The sequence below is a fragment of the Rhizobium sp. X9 genome, from assembly GCF_018873185.1.
GTDB lineage: Bacteria > Pseudomonadota > Alphaproteobacteria > Rhizobiales > Rhizobiaceae > Agrobacterium > Agrobacterium oryzihabitans.
The window spans coordinates 1,140,001-1,156,968 of sequence record NZ_CP071312.1 but is presented as its reverse complement, the minus strand read 5'-3'; the positions used below and the strand labels follow the sequence as shown (position 1 = coordinate 1,156,968).

13 protein-coding genes, 1 tRNA gene, 2 rRNA genes and 2 pseudogenes (1 of these 18 only partly in view) are annotated in these 16,968 nt (G+C 58.7%); 5 read left to right on the top strand and 13 right to left on the bottom strand.

Translation table 11 applies throughout. From position 1 onward, the window contains the following. Positions 1-3 precede the first annotated feature (3 nt). The 9 genes and pseudogenes from JZY08_RS20200 to JZY08_RS20160 all read right to left on the bottom strand — a co-directional run. Positions 4-417 (bottom strand): annotated as a pseudogene (locus JZY08_RS20200) (type IIL restriction-modification enzyme MmeI); the annotation flags it as partial. 22 nt (positions 418-439) lie between these two features. Beyond that, the gene (locus tag JZY08_RS20195; protein ID WP_253204158.1) at positions 440-1,537 is read right to left on the bottom strand and encodes a hypothetical protein; all 1,098 of its coding nucleotides are present in this window, start codon (positions 1,535-1,537) and stop codon (positions 440-442) included. Between the two features lie 232 nt (positions 1,538-1,769). Further along, a complete protein-coding gene (locus JZY08_RS20190; RefSeq protein WP_216333374.1) occupies positions 1,770-2,084 on the bottom strand; it encodes a hypothetical protein in 315 nt (104 codons plus the stop codon). A gap of 320 nt (positions 2,085-2,404) precedes the next feature. Continuing rightward, the gene (locus tag JZY08_RS20185; protein ID WP_216333372.1) at positions 2,405-3,343 is read right to left on the bottom strand and encodes a DUF429 domain-containing protein; all 939 of its coding nucleotides are present in this window, start codon (positions 3,341-3,343) and stop codon (positions 2,405-2,407) included. Between the two features lie 32 nt (positions 3,344-3,375). Continuing rightward, on the bottom strand, positions 3,376-4,143 hold the full coding sequence (locus JZY08_RS20180; RefSeq protein ID WP_216333370.1) for an ATP-dependent Zn protease: 768 nt from the start codon (positions 4,141-4,143) through the stop codon (positions 3,376-3,378). Next, on the bottom strand, positions 4,140-6,020 hold the full coding sequence (locus tag JZY08_RS20175) for an ATP-binding protein (RefSeq protein ID WP_216333369.1): 1,881 nt from the start codon (positions 6,018-6,020) through the stop codon (positions 4,140-4,142). The genes JZY08_RS20180 and JZY08_RS20175 overlap by 4 nt, the downstream gene beginning before the upstream one ends. Next, positions 6,013-6,516, bottom strand: coding sequence for a hypothetical protein (locus JZY08_RS20170; protein ID WP_216333368.1), 504 nt, complete (start codon positions 6,514-6,516; stop codon positions 6,013-6,015). The genes JZY08_RS20175 and JZY08_RS20170 overlap by 8 nt, the downstream gene beginning before the upstream one ends. Positions 6,517-6,666: 150 nt before the next feature. Beyond that, a complete protein-coding gene (locus JZY08_RS20165) occupies positions 6,667-7,728 on the bottom strand; it encodes a hypothetical protein (protein ID WP_216333367.1) in 1,062 nt (353 codons plus the stop codon). Positions 7,729-8,066: 338 nt separating this feature from the next. Then, positions 8,067-9,167 (bottom strand): hypothetical protein, encoded by a 1,101-nt coding sequence (locus JZY08_RS20160; RefSeq protein ID WP_216333366.1) that lies wholly within the window; start codon positions 9,165-9,167, stop codon positions 8,067-8,069. A 329-nt stretch (positions 9,168-9,496) separates the two neighbouring features. On the opposite strand from JZY08_RS20160, the gene JZY08_RS20155 reads away from it, so the two are divergent. The 5 genes and pseudogenes from JZY08_RS20155 to JZY08_RS27605 form a co-directional block, all read left to right on the top strand. Continuing rightward, a complete protein-coding gene (locus JZY08_RS20155; RefSeq protein ID WP_156316112.1) occupies positions 9,497-9,766 on the top strand; it encodes a hypothetical protein in 270 nt (89 codons plus the stop codon). A gap of 87 nt (positions 9,767-9,853) precedes the next feature. Next, positions 9,854-10,189 carry a hypothetical protein gene (locus tag JZY08_RS20150; RefSeq protein ID WP_216333365.1) on the top strand — a complete coding sequence of 112 codons (336 nt, stop codon included), beginning with the start codon at positions 9,854-9,856 and terminating at the stop codon, positions 10,187-10,189. Between the two features lie 550 nt (positions 10,190-10,739). Further along, the gene (locus tag JZY08_RS20145; protein ID WP_253204156.1) at positions 10,740-11,774 is read left to right on the top strand and encodes a hypothetical protein; all 1,035 of its coding nucleotides are present in this window, start codon (positions 10,740-10,742) and stop codon (positions 11,772-11,774) included. A gap of 209 nt (positions 11,775-11,983) precedes the next feature. Then, the gene (locus tag JZY08_RS20140; RefSeq protein ID WP_052821431.1) at positions 11,984-12,823 is read left to right on the top strand and encodes a recombinase family protein; all 840 of its coding nucleotides are present in this window, start codon (positions 11,984-11,986) and stop codon (positions 12,821-12,823) included. 63 nt (positions 12,824-12,886) lie between these two features. Beyond that, positions 12,887-13,711 (top strand): annotated as a pseudogene (locus tag JZY08_RS27605) (recombinase family protein); the annotation flags it as partial. 498 nt (positions 13,712-14,209) lie between these two features. On the opposite strand, the gene JZY08_RS27600 reads toward JZY08_RS27605, so the two are convergent. The 4 genes from JZY08_RS27600 to JZY08_RS20120 all read right to left on the bottom strand — a co-directional run. Further along, positions 14,210-14,698 carry a hypothetical protein gene (locus JZY08_RS27600; protein ID WP_052821429.1) on the bottom strand — a complete coding sequence of 163 codons (489 nt, stop codon included), beginning with the start codon at positions 14,696-14,698 and terminating at the stop codon, positions 14,210-14,212. A gap of 7 nt (positions 14,699-14,705) precedes the next feature. Further along, positions 14,706-14,782: transfer RNA gene (locus JZY08_RS20130), tRNA-Met, on the bottom strand. Between the two features lie 100 nt (positions 14,783-14,882). After that, positions 14,883-14,997: ribosomal RNA gene (rrf, locus tag JZY08_RS20125) — 5S ribosomal RNA — on the bottom strand. A gap of 253 nt (positions 14,998-15,250) precedes the next feature. Continuing rightward, positions 15,251-16,968, bottom strand: a 23S ribosomal RNA gene (locus tag JZY08_RS20120); it runs 1,078 nt beyond the window's last position.

The window sequence follows — 16,968 nt, the reverse complement described above, 5'->3', positions numbered from 1 at the left end:
GGGTTATGCTTTCATCTTCAAATTGCTTGTCTTCGAATCCTTCGAGGTCGTCATCTTCGTATAAAGCTCGAAGAGCTTTTCGAGGCGTTCGGTGTCATTGCGGAAACGGCGACCGATATAGATGCGCTCTAAAGTTTCGTCGTTGCGGTCGTGAGCGGCGCGCAGATCGGCGGGCATTTTTTCGGGGTCGTAAAGATCGCCAATGGTCGAGGGGAAATGGGCTTCGCGCGCCAAAAGGATATCCTTTGCGCATCGCGTCAAATCGGACTTGTTCTTTTCGGTGAAATGCGGAATTGGAAACGTGTTCCAGGTAAGCGTGTTAGAGTAATTTAGGCGCGTTTCTAATTTTCCGCTTGTCGCCTCACACCAAAGGTAATGTAGTTTTGACGAGATTAGCGAGACATACCATTCAGGAACGCCATATGCGCCAAAGCATCGGTTAGATATAATGTAATTCGGAGGTCTTGAAGCGCACGAGGTCGGCCATTTCCATGGCGAGAGCGGGCGGAGCGTCTATCACGCCGGAGACGAGGTCGGGATCCTCGATCCATGTATCCTCATAATTCGCGGGCACGGCGATCTTACCGTCACGCGGTGCGCGGCCACCATAGGATACGCCAGGAAAACGAATAGCGTAACGTTGCTTGGCCGCGGCCGCCTGGAATTTTCGGTAGTCTGTCGAGCCGCTGACGATCACGCGGCGCACCCATTCCAGGATTTCCTCTCGCTTGGCGAAAGGCAAATCGTTGAAATCATCTGGCAGATGCCAGGCGATCCGTCGGCGTTCAGCAGGCTCGATACCCGAAAGATTGAACCCCGACGCCGACCGTGACTGATGCGGAAGTTTCGCCTTGAAGTATCCCTCCGGAAGTCGGTAGCGGCGCTCGATCCGGCCGAGCACCTCAAAACTATCGGTGCTGCGAGGGATGCGTGTCCCCTCAACCCAGGTCAGGAGTGTTTTCCGGTCCATCGTTTCGTCGGCGCGGACGACAGATCGATGGAGGACCCAATATGTCTCGCCATGCCGACGCATGTGAAGTTGAAGCGCTTCCGCGAAGCCGGGCGGGTCGACCCATTCCTGAAACAATGGGTCCGGAAACTCGATGATTGGCGCGGGTTTCCGGGTCACCCAATCACGGCCAGACAGGTTAGCGTCGGCTGCAGCAGCTTTGGGGCCGGTATTCGAGCGGTCGGCCTTTACCACCTTCTTCTTGATCTGCGCGGGTTTCCGCGAACTGGCCTCAACACCTTTTGCGACGGTATCGCCCTTGCTCCATCGGATGATGGCATCGAAGGCCGGATCGATTGCGCGATGATGCACGGCAAGCATGGCGGCATCCACTCCAGTCAACTGGGCAACCACTTCCCAATCGGTGAGACCTCCAGATCTTTGGGGGCCACATCGTCGCTCAATGAGGCGACGCATATAGGCGTTGAGGACGTCGGCATCTTGCGTCGAGAAAATTGGACGCAGTCGCATTTCACAATACACGTCGATCTTGCGCTGGAATGCTTTGATTGCGGTTAGCTTGGTCATTTCACTTCATGCTCATTGTTGCTACCCCTCGGAGTGAGGGGCGGTCGAGCTAGGCGAAGCGCATTAACGAAGGGTTGGGACCGTCAGCATCATCTGGAAAACCGATTCAGAATCAAACGGCGTTTTATGAAGTAATGGGGGGAGAACCTACGAAATAACCAAACGCCGTTAGGCGCAAGACGATGCTGACAACAATAGCCAGCCGACATAGGCAGAACGAGTGAATGACTGCTCAGGTGTCCTGATCGGCCCCCTCCGGATATAGAAGATGAAGCTTCCTGCGGAACGGGAGGCCACCCGACCGATACTTCGAGACGAGGTCATCGAAGACGACATCGCATTCGCGCTCATCGAAACCCTGTTCGTTCAGCATCGAGACGATGACGTCCTGGAACTTCTCAAGCTCGACCTCCTGACCCTTTTCGACCGCGCGCCGGATCAGCCAGAACAGCGCCACCCTCGCCACGTCGTCCCGATCGGGCCGCCGTGCTTTCCTGTTCGCATCACGAAGCGCCTTCTGCCGCTGCCTTGCCGCTTTCAAGTTCATTGCCCGTCCTCCTGCTCCTCGGCCTCCTTTATGGTCAAAGGACCGGCCGACCGGCGCAAGCGCCGTTTGGCGGAATCGGAAATATCGAAAAGAGAATCGGTGGCTCAGAGTTTGGAATCAAATAACCGCAATTTGTTTTGAATTGCGGGTACGTCATGTCGCTTCAACATAGGTCGCTCTGCCGCGAACGGCGTTGCTGAATCATTTTCTTCGTGTCCTGAATCAAAAATCCCGAACCCGGAATCAAATGATCGCAATTTGTCTCAGGTCACGCACAACTTGAGGTGCGTTGTCCGCAATCTGCTTCAGGTCAAATAAGATTACGGCACGCCGGATCTACGGTGCCCGAGGATCCATCCCTCCCATTGTTGCACAGCCTCGATATCCGGGGAGCCTTCGTCACGTCTCCCATCGACGACGTCGAGCATGCCAAGCAATCCCACGACCGCATCGAAACGGTCCTCCCCCGCCTTGTCGTTGCCGAAGCCGTCATCGACCATTGGGGACAATGCGCCAGCATCTATGCCCTGCCGACTTGCAAGCCATGACAGCATCTCACGTCCCCTACGCTGTCGATCGATCTGCCGCCGCTTGCTCCATCCGCCGCGAAGCATCCCAAGCTGTCGGTAGACGTCGCCGGGATAGGTCTCGGCGATGACACAGGGTTTTGTAGCAAGCAGATCTGCCAGTCGTCCGTCGAATGGCCAAAGACCGATGCCGCTGAGATTCGGGACGATGACTTCCTGCCAACCGCTGATCGCGCCTTTGCCGACCTGGTTTCCACCGAGGGTCCAAAACAGCATGCAGGCGGCCTGCCGTTCTGCTGTCGCGCGCTCGCAAACACGAAGCAGCGATAGCGGGTCCACAATGCCAAGAGCTTCGAAGAGGTGAGACCGCTGGGTGCCGCCCGGTCGTGCCGGATAGAAAGGGCGGTGGACGGAAATGCGATTTCGATGGTCCGCGACGCTGTACCAATCCGACCATACCCCGGATCCGAACATTGCAAGAGCGTCGCGGAATGAGCCAAGCTCCGTGGCGCGGGCATAAGCTTGCGGAAGACCGATCGGGAAATCGAAGCCCAACAATAGCGAACCATTCTCGACTGATCGGCCTTGAAGCCGATCGATCAAAGTCAACGTGTCGCCAACCAACTCCGGGGCATGGACTTTCCATCGCAACCCATCCCGGATGGCAACGGCCATCCAGCGCTTCTTCTTGTCCATGCTCCAGTCGCAATGCGCGACGACGGCGACATTCATACGATCGATCCTCCTGATCCACTCGAAGGCTATCAGTTTCCTCCTTCACGATCACCGTGTCTGAGAAGCGGCTTTACCGCCTCGCCATCCAACGCCTGCGCATCGAACAATGCCTTGGTGAGCGCATCGAGCTTATCCCTGTTCTCTCCCAGAACTTCGACCGCCCTTGCGAGCGCCATTTCCAACCGCGCATGGATGCGCGCCGCCAGATCCGGATTTCCATCGAGCACGGCGGTCGGATCCTTGTCGTCACGATAGAGCAGCGGCTGGACCGCACCGAATCCAAGGCTGCGTTCCATGGCGAGCGCCATCTTCGTGGCCCGCGCCAGATCGCTATCGTCGGAGCCAGCCGAACCGGAAGACACCTTGCCGACGACGATCTGCTCGGCGGCCCTGCCCGCCATGAGCATCACCAGCATGTCTTCCCGAAAGCCGAGCGTATCGCTCCCGGACGCCGTGAAGCCAAGCTGGCTATAGCCACCACCTCCGGGCGTGTCGATGTTGAGACCATGGATCGGGCCAAGCCTCAGCGCATGATGGACGACTGCATGGCCCGACTCATGGATGGCATAACGCCACCTGAGATCGTATGGCAACTGCGGCCGATCCATGCGGATGCCTTCTTCGAGATCCTCGTAACGGATCGTCCGCTTCTCGCGCCGGGCCTTCAGCCGAGCCTGGCGAACAATCCGCTCGACATCTGCGCCTGTCAGTCCCATGGCCCGCGTCGCCAATTTCTTCAGAGCAGTATAGATGGCTTCAGCCATGGCGTGGTCAGTGTCGTTCGATGCCGTTGTCATTGCGCGGCTCCTTTTCCGGCCATGTCGTCGGCCTCATCATTCATCTCAGTGACCTCGACGTTGTCGGAGCGAGTTTCACTGAACAGCAACGCAGCATCGTCACCGAGATGATGCATGAAGATTGCCGCAAGCGTTGCGACATCGGGCATCGGGATCTCGATATGCGTTTCCAGCCGCCCGGAGCGTTTGATCGCATCATCGATCTGGTCCGGCCTGTTCGTAGCGCCGACGATGATCAGCCCCTCGCTTCTGACAGCACCATCCAGCAGTTCGAGCGCCTTGTTGACGATCGTGTTCCAATAGTCGGCATATTCCCGCTCGGCCGGCTGCCGCTTGCCGATGCCGTCGATCTCATCGATGAACAGGATGGAGGGGGCGATTGCCCGCGCCTCGGCAAACGTCTTGTCCATCTTGGCGATGACATCATTGAGATGTCCGCCCTGCAGCCAGGTCGAAACAGACGTCACGACCAGCGGAATCTGCAGCGAATTGCAAAGCGCACGTGCAAAGCTCGTCTTGCCGGTCCCGGGCGGGCCATAGAGCAACAGCTTGCTGCTCATGTCCGACCACGCCAGCGAGCCTGCGATGTAGTCAGCAAGGTCCGCCTTCAGATCAAGCGCCCAAGTCTTGGCCTTGCCGTATCCGGACAGGGTTTCGACGATGAGCGTGGGGCGATCGGCCTCGCCCTCCCCCCATGGCTCCGGCTGAACGACCTCCGCACCCGACGGCTTGTCACGCTTCCACCCACCGCCGCCGTCTTTTCCGGATGCTGCCTTTTCCTCCGTGTCCTTCTTCGACTTCGGCGTTTTGGTGGCATCCGTCTTACCGGGTTCGTCATCATCGCCATCTAGCGCGGCGATGCGATTGCGCTCGGTGAGCGATGCCAGCACGGCAATGACCTGCGATGCGCTGCGCCCCGGCCTGAAGGCCAGTACGACATCATCGATCGTGAGGTAATGCGCGTCGTAAACCTTCGGCCACTGCTCCAAGGCGGCTAGGCCGGATGCTCCATGGGTCGCTTCAATCATCCGGCTGATGAAGGGGTAGTCGAGCCAGCCGGCAGCCAGATTGATGTCGGCGGCAATGCTGATCTCGGACGGAATGGCATCTGCCTTCTCCGCGATCGCGACGACAGGGCAATCCCGTGTCAGGGCATTCACCAGACGCCGCTGCAATGCCGCACTCGTGACCCGCCGCATGCTCTGTCCGATGAACTGGATGTAGGTTCTACCGCCTCCTTCGGATCCGGCAAAACTCGCGTGGTCGTGGACATACTCGCCATCGATCCCGCTCAAGGAACCGCCCGGCACAAAGCCCGACGTCTCGATCAAACGCCGCATCGCCTGCTCGAAGCCGGCGATCGGCGCATGCAAAGACACGACGGGCGCCGACATGGTAGCAGCACTGACGATCGAGGCAAGCGGCACCCGACCCACCTCAATGGCACGGGCAAGAACCAGGGCGGCAACAATGTTGCTTACCAACGGTCCCCTGCCCGCCCGGCCGACAAGACCGACGGCATAGGCACGCCGTGCGTGATCGATCGATGCCGCGCTGTCTCCAGCATTCCGTCGCGCCTCTCCAGAGCCAACGGTCAGGATCGATGCGACGGGCCTGTCTTCGGTGACCACGATGTCGGAGGGCTTTGGTGGCGGGAGAAGATACGCGGCAAAGTTCCGACCCAGCCACGCCAGGTCACGATCCGCATTGCCGGTCATTCGGCGGATATCGAAGGCCGGTGCGTATCGCCGCAACAGATAGCCATCGACCTCAACGACCTTCATCGCCAGAAGACCGTTGGCATGGGCATTGCGCTGCGCCTCCCGGCGCGCGATCCGTTCCAGCCGACGAATGAACAGACGCGACAGTTTATTCATCACCCTGGCCCTCCACCTTCGCGGCAATAATTGCCGTTTTGGGATCACGTGACCCTGCCTTCGTCGATCCACGCTTCTTCAAGCTGCCCGGCCCCGCCTGTCGGCGCTCCGGGATCATGCGACGACCAGAGCGCTGCCGGCTTGAGACCGGCTTGACCGGACCCCGCAAAGACAGGGTGACAAGATCAGCGTTGCGCCGATCCAGCCAATCAAGCAGCAAACGGCAGGCCGGGTTGCCGGTATCGGCATGCACCTGCAGTCGGGCTACAAGCGTATCCGGCACGATGCCGGTGAGGCCGTCGTTCTGCCGGACATGGCCGAGCGCCAGTCCGATCAGGAAAGCCGGATCGTCGGCCGACGTCTTAGTCCGGCCAGTTCCGGGATAGAGGAGGACGGCGCCATGCGGACGATGGCAGATGGCATCAGGTGACGTCGAGGACGAGATCGCCTCGCAGCGGATGCGCGGTGACACATCCGGATGGATATCGGAAGACATGGGAACTCCCTGGCCGGACAGCCTCGGCGTCCAGCATCGATGAGAAGAGCGGGATGGGGGAGCCGCGGCCTTGAAGACCACGGCGATAGCAACACGGCACCTGACGGCAAGCGTCAGGGCGCGGCGTTCAAACCAACAGGGTGAGAAGGATCAATGGGCGGCGTGGCGCCGGGCAAAGCCAACCCGGATGAAGGCCGGTGCCGGTACCGGTTCATTCTGATCGGCATCTACGCAACCAAGGTCGCCCCCATCATTCAGGCTCGACCCATCAACGCCGATCCGCGCGCCAGCGGCCCCCGACACAACGACAGCCTCAACCGTGGTAATGGCAGGCGCAGTCATCACACCGATCGCCTTGCGCGCCTCAGCTTCGAGAAGCTGCTGCACCTTGACGCTGAAGCGTCGGCGCAGTTCGGCCATGCACGCGGCGACACCATCGATCTCCAGCAGGTCGTCGATTTCCGACAACGCCCAAACACCGTGGGCATGATCGCTCGGACGGCTGGCGCCATCAACGATCGCCACCTCGACCGCATCGACCATCAGGCGCTTCTGGTTCTTGTAGAGCCAGTCCGGCAGAACCATGGCCGACGCCATCATCTTCAGCTTCAGCTCTTCGAGACGGCTCGTGTCGCCATAGGACGCAAGCGAACGCTTCAAGTCGAGGATGTAGGCGGTGTGCCGGGCGCGGTTCACAACGATCAGGTCAGGGGTGTAGCTGCCCTTGGCCGGTGCCTCGCAATCGAGCTTCACGCCATCAAGCGAAGTCCAGTCATTGCCGGACACCGCTTCCATGGCTGCTTTCACCAGCGGCAGTTTCAGCGACTGTGTCAGGACGAGGATGTTGGGGTTGGCTTTTGCAAGGCGTTCGACCGCCTGCTCCAACAGCTTGCCTTCGCGGAACGAGACGGCCCGCACCAGCGAGGCAATGTGGACGTAGTGGCCGAGGATCTCGTCGTCGGTCGGTTCGCCGTCGGCAATGGCGGCAATGGCGCGATCGATCAGCAAATCGAGATCGGCTTCGACATCGGCGAAGCGCACCAGATGAGGATGGCGGCGCAGCACCGCCGGTTCGCGAACCGCAGTCGGAGCCGCGTTGCGGCCAAGGCCGAACGGGCGCGGTCGGGATCCGGAAGCCGAGGCCGCGTTGGTCGCGTTGACGATAGAACGGAGAACTTCCCCAGCGGGGATCGTAGAGGTAAACGTAGTCATAGCCCGATTCCTTTCGCAAGAAGGCTGAGGGTCAGGCCCTTGTCGATGTTGGTAGCATCGGCTTGGGCCGCTTGTTCCGACCATCCGGAACAGCCGCAACCTGGCAGGACCGGCGGTCGGGCTCAAGGTCCCGGACAAGAAAAAGAGAACAAAGCCGGTACAAGGTTAACGCCGGGCTCACGACCGCACTGGCACCGCAGCCACCGAACCTTGCCACAAGCGCCGTGACCACGAAGCCCCAGACCGGAACCCCGGACAAGACAAAGGGCCGACAAGCGGCCCTTTCAGAATGCGACTGGGTGGCCGGTCACCCCGGCCATCCGAACTGTCGAGGCAAATTACGCCGTGACGGTTTCTGCCGGTGAGGCTTCATCCAGCCCATCGCGTTCGGCCTCGACGTTGTTCGCCAGCGGCGGCACCACTTCGAGCGCCTGGCGGGCCGGCGGCGCTTCGTCGTTCTCGACCCTCACGTCACCGGTTGCCATCTCAGCTCCGCCTTCGACGACGATCGGAGCAACGGTCGCCGCATCGTTCGGCGGGGCCAGCGGCCATTTCGGCTTACGATCCTTCGAGATCGACCATTCGAGGGCAGGCACCACCTCGTCGCGAAGCCAGCCCGGAAGGTCCTTGGACTTCGGCCAGGAATCGACGAGACCGAGTTTCTGCAGCGTTTCGTTGACGACCGCCCATTCGGTCTTCTTCGGGAACTGCGTCGAGCGCGGATGACGACGCAGGTCGCTATCGGGCTCAACGAACTGCGCCAGACTTTCAAGCTCCATGCGCGCGACACGCGCGAGATCCTCGACCTCCCTCGCCAGGGCCTCCTTGATCACCCGCTTCTGGTCCAGCGCCGTCTTGATCGCCTGAACGATCACGTCGATATGCACGACAAACATCTTCAGGCCGTCGCGGGCTTTGATCGCAATCAACGCCTTGAGGCCGGTCACCCCGCCTGCACCATAGAAGTCGCGCTGGACTTTCTTGTCCTCTACCTCCTCCCCATTGGTCAGGATGGTTTTCACGTCAAAGACGCGAAGCTGGCCATGCTCCTCGGCATGGGCGATCGCTTCGCGGATCTTTTCGTGCGGCGCGTGCGCCAGGTGGAAGAGAGCTGTCGTCCCGACCGACAGGTCGACAAGCTCATCCCGGAAGTCAGCGAGATTGCGGAACACGGACATATAGCCCCGTGCCGTGCGGGGGGCGATGCCGCAGCGGAGCTTCACCCACTTGTCAAAAACCCCATCGTCCAGCAGCACGGCAGCTTCATCCAGATGGTCGCCGAGCTCAAAGGTCTGCTCGGTCGTGCGACGGCCAAGATCGAAGATCTTGGAAGCACTGGTTTCGAGCCGTTTGCGAAGTTTGCTGTCTATGTTGAGCTTTTCGTAGTGACGGGCGAAGGCGGCAGGCAGGGTGGTGGTGTTTTCTTTGGATACGGTCACGATAGAACTCCATTGGTTACTGACACGATACGTTCGACAACAAAACAATCGAACACACATATTGTCAGCGCAATCGTAGTAACTGTCAAACAATGACCAAAAAAACACTCAAGAATAGACGCCATATAAACTTAAATTTATACGATTATTATTTATATATCCATGCAAATTAACCAAATTTACGCGTCGTAAAATAATTTTTTACTTATCAATATACTGCAGAGTAAATCCAGCAGAATTTGAGCCTCGATACGCCGTTTCCGGGCGGTGAACCAACTCTGCTGGTAAGGGCCTGAAGAGATGCGGCCATCGAGAACGGGAAGCACGACATGGCGTCCAATTACACGCTGCTTGATACAGCGAGGCGATTTGGCCGAGATTACCGCACATTGCCGGTGCGCCATCTAAAATTGCCCACACGTCGAGACAAATTGCGTATCGTTGATTCCCAGTTCCGGATTTCTGATTCAGAACACCGGAGTTTTGATTCCGCAGCCGCCGTTTGGGTGCCGCACGTCATCTCGACCTTGTTCAACGTGCCCGCAATTCATTTCAAATTGCGTATCCGTGATTCCGAGCCTTGGATTTCCGATTCATGAGCCAAGATTACTGATTCCGGCACAAGCGGCGTTGCCGGTAAGGCGCCCGTCTGGCAAGGAGGCCGCAAGGCGTATGGGAGTGGCATCATGGCCAGAAAGTCAGAAGAGGTCCGCAATCGCGAGCAGCGCGAACGCCAGCAGAAGCTGCGTGATGCCGATCGCAACACAAGGCGTCCGAACCGGGACGATATTGCCCGCACGGCGCTCTTCATGACGATTTCCAGCATGGCGGCCAGGGACGCGAAAGAGGTGCTGGAGGATTTTCAGGATCGGGTTGTCAGGATGCTTGTGGAGCAGGGATTTGACGAGCGGGAGTCCGACATCGTCTTCGAGGAACTCGTCGAGAAGTATCGCAAGGGCGACAGGCCTTTCCGCCGCAAGGTCCACCTTCTCCATCCCGACGATTCCGATCAGGAGGCTTGAGGCGGCATCCGCTTCCTGTGCGTCGACTGACCCATTCCATCAACAGGTGCCCGTCAACGCCTCACGGCGTTTGCAAATTCTGACACGTTTCCCCCCGTTACTTCATAAAACGCCGTTCGAGTCTGAATCGGACTTCCAGAGGTGTTTCACGCGAGGCCGCAAGCTGGCGGGCGGGTTCAGGCTCCGCACACTGTTCAGGCGCGCTCGCAAAAACTGTTGCATCGGCGCCACAACAAACACCCAATCGGCATGATTGTGCTGTCTCGCCACATGAGCATTCATGGTTACTAGTTCGTTACCGGCCAGTCGCAAGCCTGGAATTCGCCCGAATTTCTCGGTGCCAGGCCATGTCCCATTTTGAGAACGTCACGTAATTCACTCAATCGTCCCGAATAACTTCAACGGGTTACACCCACTTGCGGCGAGCGAACGCCTGTGTTTTTTGGCGGACAGCGATGTTCAACCCAGGCCAGTCCAGGAAAACGGAAGGAGGCGCCCATGTTCGATTACAGTCATGTTGATGGCGCCATTATGCCGCCGTCAGGAGACCTTGAGTGCCAGACACCCATTTTGGGGTTCTGCACCGGCCGCATGCGCGATCGTGCCCTTCGCGCAGATCTTCGTCGACGACGACGAAGATCTGCTCACGAAAGGAGCCACCATGTCGCATACCCCTACTTCGCAGGAAGAGTCCTGCAAGCACGCGCTCTCTAAGGACGATCGCCAGAACAACGTTCTGATGTTCCCCTTGGAGGCGGTGAACGCTGCACTCCGCAATCGTGCGGAACGTGTTCAGCGCGCAATCGCTCCGGTCAAACCCGCGGCGATGAAGCCCGTGCCCGGCGTCGGATCGATCAGGACCCGCTACCTGTATGACGTAGTCAAGGATACCAGGTCTCGCCTGTATTCCGGGACCGTCGTCATCGCCTCCGTCGCTGGCGTGACCGTCTCTCAGGCGGCCGATGCCATCCGTCAGGTGCGCTATGGCGCGGGCTGGCTCGACTTCTCCTACACCCCGCCGATCAGACATACGCGGGGTGACGAGATCGAGCAGGCTTTGCGCCTCCTCGGATATGTTGGACACTGGCGCTGGCTTCACCATAAGCCGACGCTGGCCGCCTATTTGAAGAGCCGCACCGGCGTGGAGCGCGACCATCCCAGCGTCGTGTTTCTCAGCACGCACGCTGTGGCGGTGAACGGCGGCGTCTTCTGTGATGTTCTTAGCGGTGGTGTCGTCATCGATATCGACGACGCGAAGGGTCGCCGCAAGAAGGTCAACCGCGTCTTCGTGGTGACCGACCGCATCGCGCCTTCGAAGATCGCCTCCAGAACTCCGGCACCCAAGAAGGGTGCGAGTTCCAAGCTCGACCGGCTTTTCCACGAGGCGATCAAGGCCGAGACCAACGCGGCGCGCGTGAAGATCACGCCGCACGAGGTGTTCGTGATCCGGCCCAGGGAGACGGGTTGGTATTGGCTTGGCAGCCGCGAGAACATCGAGGATCAGATCCTGATGCCACGTTCGGACAACCGTCTTGCCGGCAACAGTGATGCGGCCGCCGCCTATCGCGAGGCAAAGGGGTACTAACGACCTCCGCACGGCGAGCGTGATCGCGGCAATTATTGCCGCGCACGATCCCGTCGCCCCCAAATCCCGACCCAAGGGCAGCGCGCTCGACGCTGCTCCATCACGCACTACCGCCAGGACATGATGACCTGGCGGCTGTCGCGGGCTCCCAAGCGATCCGCGCCAGGCTACGATGTCCCCCAAGCCACTTCTAACACCAAGAGAGTACCATGCCGAAGAAAGTACTGGCTTACCTCCGCGATCCCCGCAGCACGCTGAACACAGCCTGCGCCGACTCGCAGCTCTTCCATGTGAAGGCCTTCATCAAGAAGAACGGCTGGAACCTGGAACTGACCTGCCGTGATGAAGACATCGGCGAAGCCGTCTTCACCGCCCAGCCCGGTGTCCACAAGCTTATGGACGCGATGAAGCATGGAACGGTCGACGTCGTTCTCTGCCATACGCTGGACCGTATGTGCTCGCGTTTCAGCGTTGCAGTGCGGTTGCTGCAGGATCTCAGAGCGAAGGGCGTCGAACTCTGGGCCGCTGATCCGGGCATCAAGATCAAGACCAACGACCTGATCGACTTCTATTGCACCGATCCGGTTAAGCCACTCGGAGCAACTCGCCCTCTCACGGCGATGCCTGATAACCTCTACGACGTGGAACACCTCGTAGCCCTTCCCTACGGCTATCGCTATACCGGTGCCTACAATCCCGATGGGGATTATGTGTTCGGGTTCAAGGCAATTGATAAAGAGCCGGCCGAGGTGATCTTGCGGGTTTTCCAGATGTATGCCGACGGCGTGTCGCCGGCAAAGATCGCGGAAGCCCTGAACGCTGAAGGCATCCCCGGACCTCGTGGCGGCAAGTGGCGTGACACCATCATCCGCGGTGACCGCGCGCGTCACACCGGCATCCTCAACGACGAGGTCTATATCGGCCGCTCTTGGGTGCCGGGCCGTAATTACGACAGCGCCTATGCGCTGCGGATCGTCAGCGATGAACTCTGGACCCGCGTGAAGCAGCGGCAGAATTTTGCGGCGCGGGGGCCGGTGGGAACGCCGTAGCCTTTGCCTGAACGACACACTGGCCGGCAAAGCCGGCCAGTGCTCACAACAACAGTGTTTCAGATGGAATTCAGTATGACAAAAACCGTCCTATTCTATGCCCGCTACTCCACCGACCGCCAGAACGAGGTGTCGATCGAGACACAGGTCGAACTCGGCGAGGCTTTCGTCGCCAGCAAGGGTTGGAAGCTGATCGAGACCTATGCCGATTCCGCTATCAGCGGGACCTCTTTCGCATCGCGCCCGGGCATTCAGCAGGTTTTGGCTCATGTAAAGCGCGAGCGGATCGACGTGGTCCTCTGCGTCACGGCTGATCGCCTGTCGCGCGACGTGGAGCATAGTTCGAAGATCCTCAAGGAACTCAACTACCACGACACGGCAATCTGGACGGTTCAGGCTGGCCAGGAGATCAGCCATATGGAGCTGCATATGCGCTCCACGCTCAGTCATGAACTGGTCGAGCAGATCCGGTACCGGACACGCGAAGGGATGAAGACGGCAGTGAAGAAGGGCAAGGCATCGACCTGCCTTGCATACGGTTACCGGCTCTCCCAGGAGCGCGACGCTAACGGCGACCGTATCAAGGGCTTGCGCGAGATCGATCCCGAGAAGGCAGGCATCGTCCGCCGCATCTACCAGCTCTATGCCGACGGCATGTCGCCGCGCGATATCGCACTCCTGTTGAACGAAGAGAAGGTCACCGGCCCACGCGGCCGCAAATGGCGCGACACTGCAATCCGCGGCCATGTCGGCCGTGGCACCGGCATTCTCAACAACGAGAGCTATATCGGCCGCATGGTCTGGAACCGCCGCCAGTACCGCAAAAACCCTCAGACGGAGAAGCGTACTGCCCGCGCCAATGACGCGAGCGAATGGGTTCTGGCGGAGGTGCCGCAGATGCGCATCGTCTCGGACGAGTTGTGGAGCCGCGTCAAGGACCGGCAGAAGGAGATTGGGGAGCTGTTCGATTTCGGGCAGAGTAACCGGCTCAATGCCACGCACCGGCCGGAATATCTTTTGAGCCAGCTCCTCGAATGCGAGGAATGCGGCGGCCCCTACGCGATTTCCGGCAAGGATCGCTATAGCTGCACCAACCGCAAGAAACGCCTGCCGATCGACGAGCTTGGCGGCGCATGCTGCAGCAACAGCAAGACGATCATTCGTCAGGAGCTGGAGAGCCGCGTGTTGGACTGCTTGCCGGCGGCATTTTTCGCCGAAGGCATCTTCGACACACTGTCCGAACAGAGCATCGCTTACGAGACGGCAAAACTCAAACGTCCGCTTGCCGAACGCGACCTGATGAAGCGCAAGCTCGTGGAAGTCGAGGGCAAGCAGCAGAACATCATCCAGCAGATCAGTGACCGTGCGGCCGAGGGCCGCCCTCGCCTACCGGCGCTCGATGACACGCTCGACCGGCTCGAAACCGAACGACAGGCGCTTGAACAGGATATTGCCAGTTTCACGGAAAGCGGCCCGGACATGGTCGCCAAGATCGAGGAATTGCGCCAGCGCCATAATCCAACACAGACGGAGAGGTCGATGCGGCAGTTCATGCGGCTGGCGCGCAAGGGCAAGAATGAGGATGCAAAGCGCGCTCTGATGCCGATCGTGCGTCAGCTCGTCCAGAAAGTGGTGATCGGCAAGACACCGGGCCACCAGCCGGCAAGCCTGCAGGTGCATGGCTTGATTGCCGCAATTCTCGCCCAGATGGACGTGATCGACTACATGAGCAGCCGCCTGATTTCGGAGATCCACGAGGATTTCATGGATCGGATCGAAGCCGGCGAACTCGACAGCGAGGAGAAGAGAGAGATCATGCTCGACATTTACCGCGAGGAGTTTCTCGATCGGCTTCCCGAGTGGGAGAATTTGCAAATGTCGGTGGTTGCGGGGGCAGGATTTGAACCTGCGGCCTTCAGGTTATGAGCCTGACGAGCTACCGGGCTGCTCCACCCCGCGGAATGCGTTATCATAGCATAAAGGCCGCTTTATGCGGCCTTTTGATCGGGGCTTGAAGCCCTTTATTTGTGATTGAGAAGATGTTTGTTGCGTTTTGCAGACCTGGCAGCGACCTACTCTCCCGCGTCTTGAGACGAAGTACCATTGGCGCTGGGGCGTTTCACGGCCGTGTTCGGAAAGGGAACGGGTGCAGCCGCCCCGCGATAACCACCAGGTCGGCAAAACGCAACATTGAACATGTTTTCACATGCGTGTTGTTTCGAGAAGCTGGGAAGCTTGCGCTTCGTTTTAATTTACACGTCTTTCTGTGACTGGTCCGCTTGCCTGCCTTGCTCGATGTTGAGTTTGGCAGCCATACAGGACGCTAGTCCGTCGCCAATCGTTTGGCGCGCCGTCCGCAGGGCCTTTGGCCCGTGAGGACAGAAGATGATGTCATCAAGCTTTGCTTGATGAACATGAACAATGGGAACGAAGAAGTCGATCGAGCTATTAGTAACGGTAAGCTTCACATGTTGCCATGCTTCCACACCCGTCCTATCAACGTGGTCGTCTTCCACGGCTCTGATAGGGAACACTCGTTTTCAGGTTGGTTTCCCGCTTAGATGCCTTCAGCGGTTATCCATTCCGTATATAGCTACTCTGCTATGCCCTTGGCAGGACAACAGATCCACCAGAGATACGTCCATCCCGGTCCTCTCGTACTAGGGACAGATCCTGTCAATATTCCTACACCCACGGCAGATAGGGACCGAACTGTCTCACGACGTTCTGAACCCAACTCACGTACCGCTTTAAATGGCGAACAGCCATACCCTTGGGACCTGCTCCAGCCCCAGGATGCGATGAGTCGACATCGAGGTGCCAAACAACCCCGTCGATATGGACTCTTGGGGGTCATCAGCCTGTTATCCCCGGCGTACCTTTTATCCGTTGAGCGATGGCCCTTCCACACGGGACCACCGGATCACTATGACCGACTTTCGTCTCTGCTCGACTTGTCAGTCTCGCAGTCAGGCGGGCTTATGCCATTGCACTCGACGACCGATTTCCGACCGGTCTGAGCCCACCATCGCGCGCCTCCGTTACTCTTTCGGAGGCGACCGCCCCAGTCAAACTACCCACCATACACTGTCCCGGATCCGGATAACGGACCGCGGTTAGACATCCACGAAGATAAGGGTGGTATTTCAAGGATGGCTCCACAAAGACTGGCGTCCCTGCTTCAAAGCCTACCACCTATCCTACACATGCCTTGGCGAATGCCAGTGTAAAGCTATAGTAAAGGTGCACGGGGTCTTTCCGTCTGACCGCAGGAACCCCGCATCTTCACGGGGAATTCAATTTCACTGAGTCTATGTTGGAGACAGCGGGGAAGTCGTTACGCCATTCGTGCAGGTCGGAACTTACCCGACAAGGAATTTCGCTACCTTAGGACCGTTATAGTTACGGCCGCCGTTTACTGGGGCTTCAGTTCAGAGCTTGCACCCCTCCCTTTAACCTTCCAGCACCGGGCAGGCGTCAGACCCTATACGTCGTATTGCTACTTCGCAGAGCCCTGTGTTTTTGATAAACAGTCGCTACCCCCTGGTCTGTGCCACCCCATCATAGTTGCCTAAAATGGGGTCACGCTTCTTCCGAAGTTACGCGTGCAATTTGCCGAGTTCCTTCAACATAGTTCTCTCAAGCGCCTTGGTATACTCTACCTGACCACCTGTGTCGGTTTCGGGTACGGTCTATACGGTGGAGCTATTTCCTGGAACCTCTTCGCCGCACATTCAATCCAATAAGAATGTACAACACACGAGATCCGTCACTACCACCAGGCCCACGAATATTAACGTGGTTCCCATCGACTACGCGTGTCCGCCTCGTCTTAGGGGCCGGCTAACCCTGCTCAGATTAACTTTAAGCAGGAACCCTTGGTCTTTCGGCGAGGGAGTCTCTCACTCCCTTTATCGTTACTCATGTCAACATTCGCACTTCCGATATCTCCAGCAGCCCTCACGGGTCCGCCTTCACAGACTTACGGAACGCTCCGCTACCACATGCCTTACGGCATATCCTCAGCTTCGGTGCATGGCTTTAGCCCCGTTACATTTTCGGCGCAAAGACCCTTATTTAGACCAGTGAGCTGTTACGCTTTCTTTAAATGATGGCTGCTTCTAAGCCAACATCCTGGTTGTTTT